This window comes from Tenacibaculum soleae (genome assembly GCF_001693415.1).
GTDB lineage: Bacteria > Bacteroidota > Bacteroidia > Flavobacteriales > Flavobacteriaceae > Polaribacter > Polaribacter soleae.
Window position 1 is genome coordinate 1,332,104 of sequence record NZ_MAKX01000001.1, and the last position, 18,167, is coordinate 1,350,270.

General features: G+C 30.2%; 19 protein-coding genes. 12 read left to right on the forward strand and 7 right to left on the reverse strand.

Translation table 11 applies throughout. The features are described 5' to 3' along the window. Nucleotides 1-135: 135 nt before the first annotated feature. From BA195_RS06245 to moeB, 5 genes are read left to right on the forward strand one after another with little or no spacing between them, the layout of a single operon-like run. Nucleotides 136-891 carry a hydroxymethylpyrimidine/phosphomethylpyrimidine kinase gene (locus BA195_RS06245; protein ID WP_068703488.1) on the forward strand — a complete coding sequence of 252 codons (756 nt, stop codon included), beginning with the start codon at nucleotides 136-138 and terminating at the stop codon, nucleotides 889-891. 1 nt (nucleotide 892) lies between these two features. Further along, nucleotides 893-1,540, forward strand: a complete 648-nt coding sequence (gene thiE, locus BA195_RS06250) for a thiamine phosphate synthase (RefSeq protein WP_068703490.1) — start codon at nucleotides 893-895, stop codon at nucleotides 1,538-1,540. 12 nt (nucleotides 1,541-1,552) lie between these two features. Next, entirely contained in the window at nucleotides 1,553-2,323 is a 771-nt protein-coding gene (locus tag BA195_RS06255) for a thiazole synthase (RefSeq protein WP_068703492.1), read from the forward strand. A gap of 3 nt (nucleotides 2,324-2,326) precedes the next feature. Then, the gene (thiH, locus tag BA195_RS06260) at nucleotides 2,327-3,448 is read left to right on the forward strand and encodes a 2-iminoacetate synthase ThiH (RefSeq protein WP_068703494.1); all 1,122 of its coding nucleotides are present in this window, start codon (nucleotides 2,327-2,329) and stop codon (nucleotides 3,446-3,448) included. Continuing rightward, nucleotides 3,448-4,503, forward strand: a complete 1,056-nt coding sequence (gene moeB, locus BA195_RS06265) for a HesA/MoeB/ThiF family protein (protein ID WP_068703496.1) — start codon at nucleotides 3,448-3,450, stop codon at nucleotides 4,501-4,503. The genes thiH and moeB overlap by 1 nt, the downstream gene beginning before the upstream one ends. A gap of 47 nt (nucleotides 4,504-4,550) precedes the next feature. Here moeB and BA195_RS06270 read toward each other — a convergent pair whose 3' ends face one another. The 5 genes from BA195_RS06270 to BA195_RS06290 form a co-directional block, all read right to left on the reverse strand. Next, a complete protein-coding gene (locus tag BA195_RS06270; protein ID WP_068703498.1) occupies nucleotides 4,551-5,267 on the reverse strand; it encodes a 3-ketoacyl-ACP reductase in 717 nt (238 codons plus the stop codon). 106 nt (nucleotides 5,268-5,373) lie between these two features. Next, complete coding sequence (locus tag BA195_RS06275) at nucleotides 5,374-6,423, reverse strand: M28 family metallopeptidase (RefSeq protein ID WP_068703500.1); 1,050 nt, start codon at nucleotides 6,421-6,423, stop codon at nucleotides 5,374-5,376. Nucleotides 6,424-6,478: 55 nt separating this feature from the next. Continuing rightward, nucleotides 6,479-7,276: an ABC transporter ATP-binding protein gene (locus BA195_RS06280; protein WP_068703977.1), complete on the reverse strand. Its 798-nt coding sequence runs from the start codon at nucleotides 7,274-7,276 to the stop codon at nucleotides 6,479-6,481. Nucleotides 7,277-7,278: 2 nt separating this feature from the next. Then, a complete protein-coding gene (locus BA195_RS06285) occupies nucleotides 7,279-8,307 on the reverse strand; it encodes a FecCD family ABC transporter permease (protein WP_068703501.1) in 1,029 nt (342 codons plus the stop codon). Next, nucleotides 8,308-8,886, reverse strand: coding sequence for a non-canonical purine NTP diphosphatase (locus BA195_RS06290; protein ID WP_068703504.1), 579 nt, complete (start codon nucleotides 8,884-8,886; stop codon nucleotides 8,308-8,310). 175 nt (nucleotides 8,887-9,061) lie between these two features. Here BA195_RS06290 and BA195_RS06295 point away from each other — a divergent pair, with 175 nt between their 5' ends. Further along, nucleotides 9,062-9,844 carry a helix-turn-helix domain-containing protein gene (locus BA195_RS06295; protein WP_068703506.1) on the forward strand — a complete coding sequence of 261 codons (783 nt, stop codon included), beginning with the start codon at nucleotides 9,062-9,064 and terminating at the stop codon, nucleotides 9,842-9,844. Between the two features lie 68 nt (nucleotides 9,845-9,912). Here the strand turns inward: BA195_RS06295 and BA195_RS06300 are convergent, their stop codons facing one another. Then, entirely contained in the window at nucleotides 9,913-10,755 is an 843-nt protein-coding gene (locus BA195_RS06300; protein WP_141677656.1) for a coiled-coil domain-containing protein, read from the reverse strand. 91 nt (nucleotides 10,756-10,846) lie between these two features. After that, nucleotides 10,847-11,320 (reverse strand): 23S rRNA (pseudouridine(1915)-N(3))-methyltransferase RlmH, encoded by a 474-nt coding sequence (gene rlmH, locus BA195_RS06305; protein ID WP_068703510.1) that lies wholly within the window; start codon nucleotides 11,318-11,320, stop codon nucleotides 10,847-10,849. Nucleotides 11,321-11,414: 94 nt separating this feature from the next. Here rlmH and nadC point away from each other — a divergent pair, with 94 nt between their 5' ends. The 6 genes from nadC (at nucleotide 11,415) to folE (ending at nucleotide 18,155) form a co-directional block, all read left to right on the forward strand. Further along, nucleotides 11,415-12,275, forward strand: coding sequence for a carboxylating nicotinate-nucleotide diphosphorylase (gene nadC / locus BA195_RS06310; protein ID WP_068703512.1), 861 nt, complete (start codon nucleotides 11,415-11,417; stop codon nucleotides 12,273-12,275). A 15-nt stretch (nucleotides 12,276-12,290) separates the two neighbouring features. Further along, the gene (locus tag BA195_RS06315; protein WP_068703514.1) at nucleotides 12,291-14,396 is read left to right on the forward strand and encodes a M3 family metallopeptidase; all 2,106 of its coding nucleotides are present in this window, start codon (nucleotides 12,291-12,293) and stop codon (nucleotides 14,394-14,396) included. Beyond that, a complete protein-coding gene (locus tag BA195_RS06320; protein ID WP_068703516.1) occupies nucleotides 14,396-14,965 on the forward strand; it encodes a pentapeptide repeat-containing protein in 570 nt (189 codons plus the stop codon). Before BA195_RS06315 ends, BA195_RS06320 begins: the two co-directional genes overlap by 1 nt. Further along, nucleotides 14,962-15,891: a YihY/virulence factor BrkB family protein gene (locus BA195_RS06325; RefSeq protein ID WP_068703521.1), complete on the forward strand. Its 930-nt coding sequence runs from the start codon at nucleotides 14,962-14,964 to the stop codon at nucleotides 15,889-15,891. The genes BA195_RS06320 and BA195_RS06325 overlap by 4 nt, the downstream gene beginning before the upstream one ends. A gap of 162 nt (nucleotides 15,892-16,053) precedes the next feature. Continuing rightward, nucleotides 16,054-17,418, forward strand: coding sequence for a histidine--tRNA ligase (gene hisS / locus BA195_RS06330; protein ID WP_068703523.1), 1,365 nt, complete (start codon nucleotides 16,054-16,056; stop codon nucleotides 17,416-17,418). Nucleotides 17,419-17,462: 44 nt separating this feature from the next. After that, nucleotides 17,463-18,155: a GTP cyclohydrolase I FolE gene (gene folE / locus BA195_RS06335; RefSeq protein ID WP_068703525.1), complete on the forward strand. Its 693-nt coding sequence runs from the start codon at nucleotides 17,463-17,465 to the stop codon at nucleotides 18,153-18,155. Nucleotides 18,156-18,167: the final 12 nt, after the last annotated feature.

Sequence of the window (18,167 nt, forward strand, 5' to 3'; positions counted from 1 at the left end):
TTTGTCAGTTCGAGCGCAGTCGAGAACTATATGTCAGTTCGAGTGTTTTTTATGAAGTGATAACGGAATAAAAAAGTAACGAGAACATTTTTATATTAACTATTGTTATCAGAATCAAAATAAAGAAATAGCATATTGAATAAAAATAACTACATATTAACCATTGCAGGACTAGATCCATCAAGTGGCGCAGGAATTACTTCAGATATTAAAACATTTGAGGCGCATGGTTTATATGGATTGTCAGTTTGTACAGCTGTTACTATTCAAAATGATATTGATTTTAAAGATTGTGTTTGGATTGATAAAACTGTAATCATCAATCAAATTAAAGCTTTGTTTGAGCGATTTTCAATATCCGTAGTAAAAATAGGAATTATTGAATCTTGGGATGTTTTGTTAGAAGTAATACAAACTTTAAAACGATTAAATCCGAAGATAAAAATAGTGTTAGATCCTATTTTAAAAGCCAGTGCAGGATTTGAATTTCATACAAGTAAAAACTTAAAAACACTCGAAAAAGTATTAGATAATTGTAATTTTGTTACACCAAATTATAATGAAATAAAAGCATTGTTTCCTGATAAAAATATTGAAGAAACTATTGAATTTATTGCTAGTAAAACAAACCTTTATTTAAAAGGAGGGCATAGAAAAGATAAAAAAGGATGGGATGAAGTGTATTATAATAAAATAGTACAATTAAATATTTCTCCAATAGCGAATAAAGTATATGAAAAACACGGAAGTGGTTGTGTTTTATCATCCGCATTAACGGCTAACTTAGCGTTAGAACTTTCTTTAGAAGACGCCTGTAAAAACACAAAACGATATACAGAACAATTTTTAAACTCGAACGATTCCTTGTTAGGAACTCATAACTACAAATAAAATGGTAAGTAAATTACATTATATAACACAAGGAAATACACCCGAACAGCATTTAGAAAATATTCAAAGAGCTTGTGCTTCAGGTGTGGAATGGGTGCAATTACGATTAAAAAAAGTTGATCCGAAAACGTTGTTAGAAACCGCAAAAAAAGCACGAGAAATTACAGGACATTTTCAAACTAGATTAATTATTAATGATCATTATAAAGTAGCCAAAGAAGTAAATGCTGATGGTGTTCATTTAGGTAAATCAGATGCTTGTCCGTTAAAAGTTCGTGCATATTTAGGTAAATTTTACAGTATTGGAGGAACGGCAAACACCTTAGAGGATTGTAAAACATTACTAGAAAAAAAAGTAGATTATATAGGTTTAGGGCCTTTTCAGTTTACAGAAACAAAAAAGAACTTAAGTCCTGTTTTAGGAACCGTAGGTTATCAAGTATTGTTAGATGAATTAAAAACTGAAACTCCAATTATAGCGGTAGGCGGAATTATGTTAGATGATACCACAAAAATTATACAAACAGGTGTTTACGGTGTTGCTGTATCAGCAGCAATAACCAACGATTTTACAAGTATACCTGTTTTTCATAAAATATTAAACGCGCCAAGTACACAAGAACAAGTGTATAAAATGGACGATAAGTAGCCTAAAAAAATAATGAACAAAGTATTAAAAATAGCAGATAAAGAATTTAACTCAAGACTGTTTACTGGAACAGGAAAGTTTAGTTCTTCACAATTAATGAAAGAATCATTAGTAGCATCAGAAAGTGAATTAGTAACCGTTGCTTTAAAACGAGTAGATGTTAAAGATAAAGAAGATGATATTTTAACACACTTAAATCATTCGATAATAAATTTATTACCGAATACATCTGGAGTTAGAACTGCAAAAGAAGCCGTATTTGCGGCAGAATTATCAAGAGAAGCTTTAGAAACCAATTGGGTAAAATTAGAAATACATCCCGATCCGAGGTATTTATTACCAGATCCTATAGAAACTTTAAAAGCTGCTGAAGAATTGGTTAAAAAAGGATTTGTGGTAATGCCATATATTCATGCCGATCCTGTTTTATGTAAACGATTGGAAGATGTGGGTACACAATGTGTAATGCCTTTAGGTGCGCCGATTGGAAGTAATAAAGGGTTAAAGACGGTAGAGTTTTTAGATATAATTATTGAGCAATCTAACGTTCCGGTAATTGTTGATGCAGGTATTGGTGCACCATCACATGCAGCACAAGCCATGGAAATTGGTGCCGATGCGGTTTTGGTAAACACCGCAATAGCAGTGTCAGAAAACCCAGTAGTAATGGCAAAAGCATTTAAAATGGCAGTAGAAGCGGGTAGAATGGCATTCGAAGCAAAGTTAGCTCCTATAAGAGCGGAAGCCGAGGCAAGTAGCCCGTTAACATCGTTTTTAAATTAAAAAATGAGTAAATTTAAAGAGCTTTTCGATACGTATAGTTGGGATGATACCTTAAAAAGTATTTTTAATAAGACTACTGATGAGGTAATGCGTGCTTTATCGAAAGAAAAAATTGATTTAGAAGATTTTAAAGCATTGATATCTCCTGCTGCACGCCCGTATATCGAGCAAATGGCACAAAAAAGTAGCTTACTTACTAAAAAGCGATTTGGTAACACAATACAAATGTATGCGCCAATGTATTTGAGTAACGAATGCCAAAATATTTGTACATACTGTGGTTTTAGTATGACTAATAAAATACCTAGACGAACGTTAACCGACGCTGAAGTTTTAAAAGAAGTAGCTTTTTTAAAAGAAAAAGGATACGATCATATTTTGTTGGTTACTGGTGAAGCAAATAAAACGGTTGGCGTTAATTATATTAAAAATGCAATCGAATTAATACGTTCGCAATTTTCAAATATTACGATTGAAGTGCAACCTTTAGATCAGGATGAATATGAATCTTTAATCGAAGCAGGATTGTACGCTGTATTAGTTTATCAAGAAACGTATCATAGAGATGAGTATAAGAAACATCATCCGAAGGGGAAAAAATCTAATTTTGATTACCGTTTAGATACACCAGATAGATTAGGGAAAGCTGGAATTCATAAAATAGGATTGGGTGCTTTATTTGGATTGGAAGATTGGCGTGCTGATAGTTTTTTTACAGCATTACATTTAAAATATTTGCAAAAAACATATTGGAAAACAAAGTATTCTATCTCTTTTCCGAGGTTACGACCACATTCTGGCGGATTAGAACCAAAAGTTGAAATGACTGATGCTGATTTGGTACAATTAATTTGTGCATTTCGCTTGTTTGATGAAGATGTTGAATTGTCAATGTCAACCAGAGAAAGTGAAGTTTTTAGAAATAATATTGTTAATTTAGGAGCTACGTCTATTAGTGCCGAATCTAAAACAAATCCTGGAGGATATTCAGTAGAACCACAATCTTTAGAGCAATTTGAAATCTCTGATGAACGAAGTACAGAACAAGTGGTGAAAATGTTAAAAGACAGAGGTTTAGAAGTGGTTTGGAAAGATTGGGCACATTTTGAGTCAATAAAAAACTAATGAATTTAAGTAACGAAGAACAAAAACAATACAATCGCCATCTTATTCTAGATAAAATAGGAGAAAAAGGGCAGCTAAAATTAAAACGAGCAAAAGTTTTAGTGATTGGTGCTGGCGGATTGGGTTGTCCTGTATTGCAATACTTAACAGCAGCAGGAGTAGGAACAATAGGAGTTATTGATGATGATGTAGTTGATCAAAGTAATTTGCAGCGTCAAATTTTATATACCATTGATGATATTGGCTTGTCGAAAGCAGCAACAGCTGCAAAGCGATTATCGAGGTTAAATCCGTTTGTAAACTTTAAAGTATATAAAGAAAAATTAACCAACAAAAATGCCATTTCATTGTTTGAAAAATATGATGTTATTGTAGATGGAAGTGATAATTTTTCGACCCGTTATTTAACCAACGATGCAGCGGTTATAACAAATAAGCCTTTAGTGTATGGTGCAATTTTTAAGTTTGAAGGCCAAGTAAGTGTTTTTAATTATAAAGAAAGTGCAACTTATAGATGTTTATACCCAACACCACCAAAACCAGATGAATCTCCAAATTGCTCTCAAATAGGTGTTGTAGGTGTTTTACCAGGAATTATAGGAAGTTTACAAGCAAACGAAGCAATTAAAATTATTTGTGAAATAGGAGAAGTACTTGCTAATAAATTATTGATGTATGATACGTTGACTATGCGCCAAATGATTTTAAAATTAGAGAAATCAAGTAATAGTATTGTAACAGCGTTAGAAAAAGATTATGATTTTTTCTGTGGAATAAAAGCTGTGAAAAATGAAATTACTTTTGAGGAACTTCAAAATGATTTACCGAAATATAATTTATTAGATGTGCGTGAAAATTGGGAGCGTGAACAACATCATATAAACGGACAGCATATTCCTTTGGGAGAATTATCAAATCGATTTAAAGAGTTGCATATTGATAAACCTTTAGTTGTGTATTGTAAATCGGGAATAAGAAGTAAAAAAGCAATTACCTTTTTAGAAGAACAGTTTAAGAATATTGTTTTTTTGAACCTAAAAAATGGACTGAATTAAATTATTAGAGGTTTTCTTTTACTTGTAAAGAAAACCTCTAATTATTTTTACGGATTGGTTGACCATAAAGAGGCACCTTTAAGCATAGCTCTTCTAGGTAAACTTAAACCAGCTACAATTAGATCGGCGAAATCATCTGGCTGTAATACTTTTTCTGTATTTCCATCGGTAATCCCTAATTCTAAAGACATGTCAGAAGCAATTGTACTAGGGGTAAGAGTGCATACTCTAATATTATTTTTACGAACTTCTTTCATTAATGATTCGGACATTCCGATTACAGCAAATTTAGAGGCTGAATATGCTGAGGTCGTTGCATTTCCGTTTAAGCCTGCAGTAGAAGCAATATTAATAATATCACCTTCGTTTTTTTCAATTAAATAAGGTAAAACTTCTTTGGTAACATAATACATTCCCATTAAATTGGTTTGTATAATTTGTGTCCAATCTTCAACGGGCATTTCGTTTAGCGAACCAAAAGCAGCAATACCTGCATTATTTACTAAAATATCAACAGTGCCAAAAGTAGTTATAATGTCTTTTATCCCTTTTTGAACTTCGTTGTAATTGCTTACGTCAAAAACAGCGTAAGTTGCTTGTATGTTATATTTTTTTAATTCTTTAACAGTGCTAAGTAAACGTTCTTCATTTCTACCAGTTATAGCAACGTTTATTCCTTTTTTAGCAAAAGCAATTGCGGTAGCTTTTCCTAAACCTCTACCACCTCCAGTTATGATAGCTTTTTTGTTAGTTAAATTTTCCATGTGTTATTTTTTAGTGAAAGATATTGATTTTTTAGTCTTTAGATGTAATTAAAAGGTTAAAAAAAAACTCACCAAATGGCGAGTTTTTATGTAAGAAATATGTTTGTTACTTTGCTTTTTCCCCTTTGTCAACAATAACACGATTATCACGATTTGCAAGCTCCCAAGCAGTATGAAAAACTAAACGAGTTCTGTTTTCTAACATCTCGTAGTTGATTTTATCAGGTGTGTCTGTTGGTTGATGGTAGTCATCATGAGTACCGTTAAAATAAAAAATAACAGGAATGTTATTTTTTGCAAAGTTATAATGATCAGAACGATAGTAGTAACGGTTTGGGTCGTTTTCATCGTTATACTTATAATCTAAAGCAACATTTGTGTATTTTTTATTTATAGCTTCAGAAATATTATGTAGCTCAGTACTTAATTTATCAGCGCCGATTAAATATACATAATTAGGATTCCCTTTATGACGATCATCAACTCTACCAATCATATCAATGTTTAAATTGGTAACAGTATTTGCTAAAGGAAAAATTGGGTTTTCTGTATAATATTTAGAGCCTAATAGTCCTTTTTCTTCACCAGTTACGTGTAAAAATAAAATAGAACGTTTTGGTTTTTTACCTTCGTTATAAGCTTGTTTAAAAGCTTCTGCAATTTCTAAAATGGCAACAGTTCCAGATCCATCATCATCAGCACCATTGTATATTTTTCCATTTTTTACACCTTCGTGATCTAAATGAGCGGAAATTACTAAAATTTCTTCTGGTTTTTCTGTTCCTTCAATAAAAGCAACAACATTTTCAGAATCTTTTAATTTCATTCCTCTACGGTTATTACTTAAGTATTCAGAAGGGACTTTTTGAAAATAATTATTGTTACCTAAAGGAGATATAATACCTTCATTTTTATAAAAATCTCTTAAATAATTGACTGCTTTTTTTTGCCCAGGTTCACCTGTGTCACGTCCTTCAAACTCATCAGAAGCATATACAAATAAATGTTTACCTAAATCTTTAGCGGTAATTGTTTTAGCATATTTAGCAGCGTAATCTATATTAGTATCATTTTTATGCTCATTATTTGCAGTGTCTTTACTTGCTCCACAAGCGGTAAGTGCTATTGCACTTGCTATAAAAAGTAATTTTTTCATTAATTTAAGGTTTGATTGATGTTCAAAAATAACATATTGTTATAATCAGCCAAATTTAATTTTTCTTGATGACGAATTGTTCTAATGTTTTGTTAAAATTAATCAACTCTTTAGGGAATAATTGGTCAAAAGCATTTTGATTGATTAACTCTTTTGCAGTTCCATTATAAATTTGTTGTTCAGAAAGTAAAATAAATTCATCAGCTAATTGAATAGCAAGGTTTACTTCATGTGTAGAAATAATGATTGTTTTTCCTGTTTTTTCAACTAATTGCTTTAATAAAGAAAAAACTTTAAAGGTATGATGAATGTCTAAGTGTGCGGTAGGCTCATCTAAAATAATAATTTCGGTATCTTGAGCTAAAGCACGAGCAATAAGAACGCGCTGTAATTGTCCGTCACTTAATTCATAAAAACGTTTATTCTTTAAGTGATCGATATTTGTCTGTTCGATAGCCCAGAGAACTTTTTTTAGATCTTTTGCTGATAATTTATCAATCCAATTAGTATAAGGTTGCCTACCTAAAGCAATTAATTCAAAAACGGTAAGTTGGCTTTGTGGTAAACGTTCGGTTAATACTAAACTTAATGATATTGCTAATTCTTGATTAGAATATTTAAGAATGTTTTTTTGATTAACTTCAATAATTCCGCTTAACGGATTTTGTACTTTAGATAGTGTACGTAATAAGGTAGATTTCCCTATTCCGTTTTTACCTAATAAGGCTACAAATTTTCCTTTTTCAACCGAAAAATTAAGATTATCAGCAATAACAGTTTGTTGCTTTTTATTTTGATAACCTATTGAAAGATTATCAGCTTTAAGAACGATATGTTTTTTAAGATTATTCAATTTTATACATAAATTTTCTTTTTTCTCACTAATAACCAAATAACAACAGGTGCACCAAATAATGATGTAATTGCATTTATAGGTAAGGTAAATTCACTTGTAGGTAACTGAGCAATTGAATCGCAAATTAATAAAGCAATAGCACCAATAAGTGCGGCTGCTGGGAGTAATATTTTATGATTAGAAGTTACAAAAATCATTTTAGCAATGTGTGGTATGGCAATACCAATAAAAGCAATAGGTCCTGAAAAGGCTGTAATAACACCAGTTAATAAGCTGGTAATTATTAAAATAATATTTCTACTTTTTTTAATGTTTATACCCAGGCTTTTAGCATAATTTTCACCTAATAAAAAACTATTTAAAGGTTTTATAATGGTAAATGTACTTAACATGCCAATAAGGTAAATAAACCCGAAAACAGTAAGTTCTGTCCATGATAAGTTGCCTAAGCTACCAAAGCTCCAAAACATATATTGTTGAATTTGTTCGGCTTCACTAAAGTACGATAAAACACTTATTATGGCTGAAGTTAAAGAGCCAAACATTAACCCTATAATTAAAATAGACATGGTATTTCTAACTCTACTAGCAGCTATAATTACTGCTGTTAAAACAATAAACGAGCCTAAACTTGCAGCGATAGCCATTGCCCAATTTGAAAAAGATATTGAAATAAACAAGCCTCCAAATAAACTCGTTCCTAAAATAAGCAAAGCAACTCCTAAACTAGCTCCAGATGATATTCCTAATACAAATGGGCCAGCAAGAGGGTTTCTAAATAAAGTTTGCATTAATAACCCGCAAATAGACAGGCCTGAACCTACCATAATAGCTGTAATTGCTTTGGGTAAGCGAAAGTTTAAAATGATAGTTTGCCAACTATCTTTAGATGCAACACCGCCTGTTAGTGAGTTGAAAATATCTTTAAAAGGAATTGAAACAGAACCCAGACTGGTGTTTAAAAAGAAAAATAATATCAGTAAAACCGATAAAATAATAAAATAATTATTGTTGTTAGAAGTATTCAATTAGTTGATTGATTTTAAAAATTCAACTAATTTACGAATTGCTAATCCACGATGGCTAATGTTATTTTTTTCATCCGAGGTCATTTCAGCAAACGAGGTGTTAAATCCGTCTGGTTGAAAAATTGGATCGTAGCCAAAACCTTTTTCTCCTTGTTTTTGAGTTAAAATAACACCTTTACAAATGCCATCAAATAGAAATTGTTTTCCGTTTAAATTTAAACAAATAGAGGTTCTAAACTGTGCGTTTCTATTTTCTTTTTTGTTTAATTCGGTCAATGCTTTTTGCATATTTTTTTCCGAATTACTAGGTTCACCAGCATAACGAGCAGAGTATACTCCAGGAGCTCCTTGTAAACTTTCAATTTCTAAACCAGTATCATCAGCAAAACAATTATAGCCATAGTTTTTTGTAATATGATCTGCTTTAATTTTAGCATTACCTTCCAGAGTACTAGCAGTTTCTTCAATGTCATCAAAACAACTAATATCTTTTAAAGAAAGTAGCTCAATAGTATTAGGAAGCATTTTTTGTACTTCGGCTAGTTTATTTAAATTATTTGTAGCAAATACAAGTTTCATTAATCAATTTTTACTAACAAATGTATCAATTTTTATCATCTTTGTAAGTAGTTATTTAATTATTTATAAAAATAAAAAATTGCTGTAAGTATTGTTTATAGTACATTGTCGTTATAATGTCGGGTTAAAATCAATTAAAAAACTTTATCAAATTAAAAAGCAAAAGTAACATTGTATGGAAAATAAAAACTTACTTACCATGAAACAACCAGCATTAGGAAAAAAGATTTTTGAATTAAGAAAACAAAAAGGATTAACACAAGAAGAGTTAGTTGAAAAATGTAATATTAATGTGCGAACAATTCAGCGAATAGAAGCAGGAGAAACCACACCGAGGAGTTTTACTATTAAGGTTATTTTAGAAGCATTGGATACTAATATTGATGAAAGTTTTTTAAACGATGTAGAAATAAATAGTCAAGATAAAAAAGTGTTGAATTTAGCTTGGTTTTTTGGGGTCGTTTATTTTGTTTTTGGATTTATAGAGGCTATAGCTGATGTATTTCAGTTTACAAAAGGTACTGCTATTTTTAATAATTTTTTATATACAGGTGTTAAAGCTGTTTCTGCATTAACGTTTGTATTTTTTTTCAGAGGGTTTTTAAAAATAGCGAAACTATATTCACATAAATTATTAAAAATAATTGTGTTAATTTTTATGGTTACTTATGTTCTTTTTGCAATATATGATGTGTTTCTTGTAAACTTATCAGATGAAATTATTGCTATATCAATTGTTGTTAAATTATTGGTTTTTGGAATTGTTCAAATAATTTTCGGAATAAGTTTATTGCAATTAAAACAACAATTGGGAACTTTAATTCAAGTAAACGGAATTGTAGAAATTGTAACAGGTATTTGTTTAACAACGGTTATTTTAGCTACTTTAGGATTGTTTTTATTAATACCTACTATTATTATTGAGGTAATTGTGCTGTATAAGTTGGCTAAAAAATAGTTGTATGAAAAAAGCGAAATTTAGATTATCCTAAATTTCGCTTTTTTTTATAAAATAATAAAAAGTGATTATGCTTTTAATTTTGCTAACTCTACCTTTTTAGTGTTTATTTCGTTTTGAATTTTGTTTAAACGCTCTTGAATTTTAACAATAATAGCTTCTTTACGAGCAATACTTTCTTTAGAAGTAGTAGGGTCTTTTTTAGCAGTCTCTAATTTTGCTTTCATTTTAGCTAAACCTTCTTTACCACTAATTAAAATTTCTTCATTAATACTAATGTCATCCTCATAATCGCTAATTAAAGTTCCTTTTTCTTTAATAATAGATTTTTCTTCAGCTTTAATTTGATTATCTAATTGCTCTAGTTTTTCAACCTCTAAACGCAAAGCTTCCTGTTCTTTTAAATATGCAATTTCTTTAGCTTTACGGCTTTCTTCTATTTTTCTGCGAGCTTCTTCAAGCTTTTGCTTACGTATAGCTAATTCACTTACGTTATCTTTTATAGGAGTTTCTACATTATTTTTAGCTTTTTGAGTAGCCGTTTTTTTAGGAGTGCTCTTCTTTGTTTTTCTTGCAAGTTTTCTTTCAAGTGAAGCTAGATTTTCTTTTTGATTATCAATCTGAGAGTTTAACCTAGTTAGTCTATCTTGCATGTTTGCAACGATTTTTTCTTTTCTATTAACCTCATTTTTAGTAGCTTTTTTGCTCTTTTTAAAGTCTTCTAAATTAGCTGTAACTCTTTTTAAAGCTTTAATTCCGCTCATTAAAATCTCTTCATTAGCGCTAACTTGGTCTTTTTTTACCTTTATCTGAGTTTTTAACTCTTTAAAATCATTTTGAGCATTTATTTGCTGTGTTCCAATTATGTTTATAAAAAAAACAGTAAGTAATAAAAATTTTAATGTATTCATTTTGATTTGTTTATTGGGGTGTTTCAAGTATTTTTTTCGGGCGACAAAATTACAGTTTTTTTATAAATTAATAAAAGAAATAAGGATAAATTTACTCGTGATGATATGGCTCATTTCGTAAAATTGTAAATCCACGATAAATCTGTTCAGTAACAAATAATCGAATCATTTGGTGAGAAAAAGTCATTTTTGATAATGAAATTTTTCCTTGTGCCTTCTTATAAACAGCATCCGAAAATCCGTATGGTCCACCAATCACTAAAACTAACTGTTTAATACCCGAATTCATCTTTTTTTGAAGATACTTAGAAAACTCAACAGAGGTGAAATCCTTTCCCTTATCATCCAATAAAATTAGTTGATCAGTGTTTTGAAGTTTTGTTAAAATTAAAGCACCTTCTTTTTCTTTTTGCTGTGGTTCACTAAGGTTTTTAACATTTTTGATATCTGGTATAATTTCTAATTCAAACTTCACATAATGTTTTAATCTATTCTGATAATTTTGAATCAATTGAACCAAATTTTTATCATCAGTTTTACCAATGGCAAGTAGTTTTATTTTCATGCGCCAAAATTAGTAATTAAATGTATTAATTGGGTAATACATCATTCGTAATTCATAATTAAAATAGTATTTTTACGTCATAATTATTGAAAATATGATATCAAAAGAACAATTTAATAAAGAGTTAGATTTAATAATTACAAATGCCATTCGTGAAGATATAGGCGATGGCGATCATACTTCACTTTCTTGTATTCCTTCGGATGCAACAGGTAAAGCAAAATTATTAGTTAAAGATGACGGAGTTATTGCTGGAGTTGAGTTTGCTAAAATGGTTTTTAAATATGTAGATGCTAATTTACAAGTTGAAACATTACTTAATGATGGAGATGAAGTAAAATATGGAGATATTGTTTTTTATGTTACCGGTAAATCACAATCAATATTAATGGCAGAACGTTTAGTGTTAAATGCTATGCAACGTATGAGTGCCATTGCTACTAAAACAAAGTTTTTTGCTAATTTATTAGATGGTACAAAAACCAAAGTGTTAGATACTCGTAAAACCACGCCAGGTATTCGCGCATTAGAAAAATGGGCAGTAAAAATTGGAGGTGGAGAAAATCATCGATTTGCTTTATACGATATGGTAATGATTAAAGACAATCATATTGATTTTGCAGGCGGAATTACCCAAGCAATTACTAAAACAAAAAAATATTTAGCAGCAAAAAATTTAGATATTAAAATTATTGTTGAAGCGCGTAGTTTAGAAGAAATTAAAGAAATTTTATCAAACAAAGGCGTGTATAGAATCTTAATAGATAATTTTAATTACGAAGATACTCGTAAAGCTGTTGCTTTAATTGGTGATACTTGTTTAACTGAATCTTCGGGAGGAATTAACGAAGAAACCATACGTAAATATGCCGACTGTGGAGTCGATTTTATATCATCAGGAGCCTTAACACACTCTGTATATAATTTAGATTTAAGTTTAAAAGCAGTTGATTAATTTAATTTTATTAAAATGAAAAAACATATAATTATAGTAGCAACCTTAGTATTGGCAATTTCTTGTAATACTAAAGAAACTAAAAAAGAATCGAAAACGAAAATGGTTATAGAAAATCCGTTATTGGTAAAAAGCACCTTAGATTATGGTGCGCCAGATTTTACTAAAATTAAAGAAGAACATTTTATGCCTGCTATTTTAAAAGGGATGAAATTACAGAACGAAGCAATTGATAAAATTGTATCAAATGTTGATGTTCCAACCTTTGAAAATACCATTTTAGCTTTAGAAGAAAGTAGCAAAACTTTGGATAATGTAACTGCTGTTTTTTATGCTTTAGCTGGAGCAAACACCAATGATGTTATTAAAGATGTTCAAAAAGAGTTAGCGCCTAAGTTTTCTAAACATAACGATGATATTTTATTAAACACGCAGTTGTTTGCTAAGTTAAAAGTAGTTTATGATAATTTAGAAGGATTAGAACTTGACGCAGAATCAAAACATTTAGTAAAGGAGTATTATAAAAACTTTACAAAAGCTGGAGCTAATTTATCAGAAGATAAAAAAGAGCAACTAAAAAAGATTAATTCTGAAATAGCAACCTTATCAAACGATTTTGGTAAAAAACTATTAGATGCCAGTAAAAAAGGTGGTGTTGTAGTTGCTGATAAAGAAAAATTAAAAGGATTTTCTGAAGAAAAAATTAAATCGATTGCAAAAGATAATAAGTTTGAAATTCAGTTGATAAATACCACACAACAACCATCATTACAAACATTAGAAAACAGAGAAGTTCGTAAAGAGTTATTCGAAAAGTCAATCCATAGGTCCGATGCTGGAGAATACGATACAAGCGAATTGGTTAAAAAAATGGTGGCTTTAAGGGCTCAAAAAGCACAAATTTTAGGTTTTGAAAATTATGCAAGTTGGAGCTTACAAGGCACTATGGCATCAACACCAGCTAAAGTTTTTGAAATGTTTGATGGTTTAATTCCTGGTGCTTTAACTAAAGTTTCCTCAGAAACTAAAGAAATTCAAGCTGAAATTAATAAAGAAGGAAAAGACTTTAAATTAACAGCTTACGATTGGAATCATTATGCCGAAAAAGTACGTAAATCTAAATACAATTTAAACGAAGCAGCAATAAAACCTTATTTCGAATTGACAAATGTTTTAGAAAAAGGAGTGTTTTTTGCAGCGACAAAATTATACGGAATCACTTTTAAAAAACGTACTGATATTCCTGTTTATCATCCAGATGTTGTGGTATATGAGTTGTTTGAAGAAGACGGAAGTAAATTAGGATTGTTTTATGGTGATTTCTTTGCAAGAGATAGCAAGCGTGGCGGAGCTTGGATGAGTGCTTTTGTAAAACAATCAAAATTACGTAACCAAAAACCGGTGGTTTATAATGTTTGTAATTCACCAAAACCAGCAGCAGGAGAACCTGCTTTAATTAGTTTTGATGAGGTAGAAACGATGTTTCACGAGTTTGGTCACGCATTACACGGTTTGTTTGGTAATCAACAATATGCATCAATTTCAGGAACAAGTACGGCGAGAGATTTTGTAGAGTTTCCGTCGCAGTTTAATGAAAACTGGTCAACACATCCAGCCGTTTTAAATAATTACGCAGTACATTATAAAACAGGAGAAGTGATTCCTGACGAATTGTTACAAAAAATTAAAGATGCCGGAACTTTTAATCAAGGATATTCAATGATTGAAAACTTAGCTTCTTCTAGTTTAGATATGAAATGGCATACAGTTTCTGTTGATACAAAAATTGAAGATGTTGCCAAGTTTGAAGCAGCGGCATTAGAAAAAATGAAATTAAAAGTATCTGAAGTACCGCCAAGATATCGTTCTACTTATTTTGCACACATTTTTAGTGGTGGTTATGCTGCTGGATATTACTCATATTTATGGACAGAAATGTTAAGTCACGATGCTTTTGATTGGTTTAAAAACAACGGATTGTTAACACGAGCAAACGGAGATAAGTTTAGAAAAGAAGTGTTATCAAAAGGAAATACGATGGATTATGCGAAGATGTATAATGTTTTTGCAGGAAGAGACCCGAAAGCAGCACCAATGTTAAAAGCTAGAGGATTAAAATAATGAATGATTATTTTGATAGTGAAACATTTAATAAAGTTGATTTTTCGGTAGCAAAAATCAAAAAAGGAGAATATGATAATTGTACGTTCACCGATTGTAATTTCGAGAACGTACATGCATCTAATATTCAGTTTGACGACTGTGAATTTATCAACTGTAACTTTAGCAATGCAATTGTAGCAAATACAGCTTTTAAAGACGTATCGTTTATCAATTGTAAAATGATAGGTGTAAAATTTAATGAATGTGATTCGTTTTTATTACAGTTTAGTTTTAAAGATTGTCAATTAAATTTTTCATCGTTTTATCAACTTAAAATTCCGAAAACAAAATTTACAAACTGTAGTTTACAAGAAGTAGATTTTACCGAAACAAATATTACGAGTGCACTTTTTGATAATTGTGATTTAAAAAGCGCAATTTTTGATCGTTCAATTATAGAAAAATCAAATTTTACAACAGCTGTTAATTTTACAATCAATCCTGAAATAAATCAACTAAAAGGAGCAAAGTTTAGTAAAGAAAATATAATAGGATTATTACAGGAGTATAATATTATTATTGAATGATAAAAGAAATAGAAAATAACCTAGAAAAAATACCAGTAATAAACCTCTTGGTAAAATTCGGGAAGAAAATAAAAATTCCGGGTTTACAAGGTATGTCATTATATGATGTAATAGAAATGTATGTAATAGGTATTGTAAAAGGAGCTTTAACAACGCGTGCAGGCGGAATTGCATTCAGTTTTTTTATGGCAATTTTTCCGTTTATGCTTTTTATACTATCTTTAATTCCATACATACCAATTGAAGGTTTTCAAGACAATCTTTTTTGGTTAATTCAAGAATTATTACCTCCTAAAACTTTTGATGCTGTTGATTTAGTTTTAAAAGATATTATTAATAATCAATACGGAGGGTTACTTTCGTTTGGTTTTTTAGCATCTATTTTTTTAATGACCAATGGTGTTAATGCTATTTTTGGGGGATTTGAGTACTCATACCATGTAACAGAAATAAGAAGTGTTTTTTTAGCATATTTTATTTCGTTAGGTGTTTCTTTATTAATGTCACTTTTTTTAATCATAACAGTAGTCGCTATTATTTTTTATCAAATAGCTTTAGGTAGAATAAGTGATATAGGCTGGCTAAATACAAGTGATTTAAACTTACTTTATTGGGGAAGAGGATTACTTTTTTTATTGATGATTTTTACCATTGTGTCCTTATTATTTCGTTTCGGAACCAAGCAAGGAAAAGATGTTCGTTTTTTCTCAGCAGGAGCAATTTTAACAACAATATTATCGTTGTTTTCTTTTTACCTTTTTGGTATTTATGTAGATAAATTTGCTACTTATAATCAATTATACGGTTCAATAGGTACACTTTTAATACTAATGTTGTTTGTTTGGTTAAATTCGATTATACTTCTTTTAGGCTTTGAGTTAAATGCATCATTATATAGATTAAAACGAATAAATAAAACTTCGTAATTCGCCTATAAATTCAGATATTTGCCAACTAAGTTAAATTAAGTATCTTACTTTTATAAAAACTTAATTTGAAGTAACAGAATACAAACGTTTAAAAAAATAAGTATTTTAAGTTTTGAGAAGAATCTCATAATTTAGAATCTATAATTCATAATTATTTACATGAAACCATCAATCCCAAAAGGAACCAGAGATTTTTCATCAAATGAAGTAGCAAAAAGAAATTATATTTTTAATATAATAAAACACTCGTTTGAAAATTTTGGATTTCAACCTATCGAAACTCCAAGTTTCGAAAACTCATCAACCTTAATGGGCAAATATGGAGAAGAAGGCGATCGTTTAATTTTTAAGATTTTAAACTCTGGAGATTATTTAAAGAAGGTTGATGAAGGTTTACTATCAGAAAAAAATAGTCAAAAGATTATATCAAAAATATCAGAAAAAGCCTTACGTTACGACTTAACAGTGCCTTTTGCGCGTTACGTGGTACAGCATCAAAATGATATTACTTTTCCTTTTAAAAGGTATCAAATTCAGCCTGTTTGGAGAGCTGATCGTCCACAAAAAGGACGTTTTAGAGAGTTTTATCAATGTGATGCTGATGTAGTAGGAAGTAAATCCTTATTACAAGAAGTAGAGTTTGTACAATTATATGATACCGTGTTTAGTAAGTTAGGACTACTTGGTACGACTATCAAAATAAATAACAGAAAAATTTTATCTGGAATAGCTGAGGTAATTGGAGCTTCGGATAAATTAATCGATTTTACAGTTGCTTTAGATAAGTTAGATAAAATTGGTAAAGAAGGTGTAGTAAAAGAAATGCTTGAAAAAGGAATTTCTGAAGAAGCTATTGTAAAAGTAGCTCCGTTGTTTAATTTTTCAGGAAGTAATCAAGATAAGCTAGTTTCTTTGCAAGAAATGTTACAAACTTCGGATGAAGGCTTAGCAGGTGTGCAAGAATTACGTACCGTTGTAAACATGATTGAAGAGATTGGTTTAGCCTCAGCAACCTTAACTTTAGATGTAACCTTAGCACGTGGTTTAAATTATTATACCGGAGCTATTTATGAAGTCAGCGCTCCTGAAGGTGTAAAAATGGGATCAATTGGCGGTGGAGGTCGTTATGATGATTTAACAGGTATCTTCGGGTTAAAAGATGTGAGTGGTGTAGGTATTTCTTTTGGATTGGATAGAATTTATTTGGTAATGGAAGAATTAAATTTATTTGAAGAGGTTGAGTTACCAAAACCACGCGTATTATTTTTAAATTTTGATGAGGGTGAAAATTTATCAAAAATAAAAGCAATAAAAACATTAAGAGAAAACAACATAAAATCAGAATTATATCCTGATACAGCAACAAGTAATAAACAACAAAAAAAACAATGGAAATATGTTACAAATAGAAACATACAATTTGTTGTAACTAATGTTGATAATAATACATTTGTTTTAAAAAATATGACAAATGGTGAGCAAATTACTTGCTCTTTAAACGAATTGATAAGTAAAGTACAGTAAATTAGCAACAAAGTTGTAAATTTGCGTCATAATAATTGAACGAAATGTTTGAAGTGAACAACAACAAAATGAATGACGAGAGAATAGACGAAATAGGAGAGAATCACATTGCGACATCGGCAGAATCGCCAATACGTAAAGATGCTTTTGATATTTCTGATGAAGAAAAAATAGCAAGAATTGAAGAAAGTGTTAAAGATATTTTAATCACTTTAGGAATGGATTTAACAGATGATAGCATGCAAGGAACGCCTAAACGTGTTGCTAAGGCTTATGTTAATGAACTATTTATGGGGTTAAACCCTAAAAATATGCCAAAGGCATCTACATTTGACAATAACTATAATTATGGAGAAATGTTAGTAGAAAAGAATATCGTTGTATATTCTACCTGCGAACATCACTTATTACCAATTATAGGAAGAGCACATGTGGCTTATATATCTAACGGAAAAGTTATTGGACTTTCTAAAATGAATCGTATTGTAGAGTATTTTTCTAAAAGACCACAAGTACAAGAGCGTTTAACAATGCAAATTGTACAAGCCATGCAAGAAGCATTAGGTACTGAAGATGTTGCTTGTATTGTAGATGCAAAACACCTATGTGTAAATTCGCGTGGAATAAAAGATATTGAAAGTAGTACTGTAACAGCTGAATTTGGTGGAGCTTTTAAGAATAAAGACACTAAACGTGAGTTTTTAGATTACGTAAAAATGGATACTAAATTTGATTAGTATTTTTTATTA

What these genes read in the sequence shown, in the direction of transcription:
- thiE (WP_068703490.1), top strand. Translation starts at nt 893, where the DNA reads ATGGTAAGTAAATTACATTATATAACACAAGGAAATACACCCGAACAG.
- BA195_RS06255 (WP_068703492.1), top strand. Translation starts at nt 1,553, where the DNA reads ATGAACAAAGTATTAAAAATAGCAGATAAAGAATTTAACTCAAGACTG.
- thiH (WP_068703494.1), top strand. Translation starts at nt 2,327, where the DNA reads ATGAGTAAATTTAAAGAGCTTTTCGATACGTATAGTTGGGATGATACC.
- moeB (WP_068703496.1), top strand. Translation starts at nt 3,448, where the DNA reads ATGAATTTAAGTAACGAAGAACAAAAACAATACAATCGCCATCTTATT.
- BA195_RS06270 (WP_068703498.1), bottom strand. Translation starts at nt 5,267, where the DNA reads ATGGAAAATTTAACTAACAAAAAAGCTATCATAACTGGAGGTGGTAGA.
- BA195_RS06275 (WP_068703500.1), bottom strand. Translation starts at nt 6,423, where the DNA reads ATGAAAAAATTACTTTTTATAGCAAGTGCAATAGCACTTACCGCTTGT.
- BA195_RS06290 (WP_068703504.1), bottom strand. Translation starts at nt 8,886, where the DNA reads ATGAAACTTGTATTTGCTACAAATAATTTAAATAAACTAGCCGAAGTA.
- BA195_RS06295 (WP_068703506.1), top strand. Translation starts at nt 9,062, where the DNA reads ATGGAAAATAAAAACTTACTTACCATGAAACAACCAGCATTAGGAAAA.
- BA195_RS06300 (WP_141677656.1), bottom strand. Translation starts at nt 10,755, where the DNA reads ATGAATACATTAAAATTTTTATTACTTACTGTTTTTTTTATAAACATA.
- rlmH (WP_068703510.1), bottom strand. Translation starts at nt 11,320, where the DNA reads ATGAAAATAAAACTACTTGCCATTGGTAAAACTGATGATAAAAATTTG.
- nadC (WP_068703512.1), top strand. Translation starts at nt 11,415, where the DNA reads ATGATATCAAAAGAACAATTTAATAAAGAGTTAGATTTAATAATTACA.
- BA195_RS06315 (WP_068703514.1), top strand. Translation starts at nt 12,291, where the DNA reads ATGAAAAAACATATAATTATAGTAGCAACCTTAGTATTGGCAATTTCT.
- BA195_RS06320 (WP_068703516.1), top strand. Translation starts at nt 14,396, where the DNA reads ATGAATGATTATTTTGATAGTGAAACATTTAATAAAGTTGATTTTTCG.
- BA195_RS06325 (WP_068703521.1), top strand. Translation starts at nt 14,962, where the DNA reads ATGATAAAAGAAATAGAAAATAACCTAGAAAAAATACCAGTAATAAAC.
- hisS (WP_068703523.1), top strand. Translation starts at nt 16,054, where the DNA reads ATGAAACCATCAATCCCAAAAGGAACCAGAGATTTTTCATCAAATGAA.
- folE (WP_068703525.1), top strand. Translation starts at nt 17,463, where the DNA reads ATGTTTGAAGTGAACAACAACAAAATGAATGACGAGAGAATAGACGAA.